1 pseudogene is annotated in these 211 nt (G+C 70.6%); it reads left to right on the top strand.

From position 1 onward, the window contains the following. A pseudogene (locus EXE44_RS19940) lies at nucleotides 1-201 on the top strand (uracil-DNA glycosylase); the annotation flags it as partial. Between the last annotated feature and the right edge of the window lie 10 nt (nucleotides 202-211).

Raw genomic sequence — 211 nt, 5'->3', positions numbered from 1 at the left:
ATCGACATGCGCGCGCTCCACGGCGAGGAACTGCTCGGCGCCGGTTGGCTCGTCGTACCGATCAGCGACCCCGCCGACTGGAGGGACGGCGACGCCGACCGGCTCGTCGCCTCGCTCAGAGAGCTCCGTTCGACCGATTTCCGCCGCGAGAGCGATCTCGGACGGTTCGTCGCCGGCAACGACCCGTACCTGGTCCGCTGACGTGGCGCCC

The sequence above is a fragment of the Halorubrum sp. SS7 genome, assembly GCF_005435055.1.
Lineage (GTDB): Archaea > Halobacteriota > Halobacteria > Halobacteriales > Haloferacaceae > Halorubrum > Halorubrum salinarum.
Note: the sequence above shows the minus strand (reverse complement) of the source record. Positions and strands in the feature narration are given on the sequence as shown.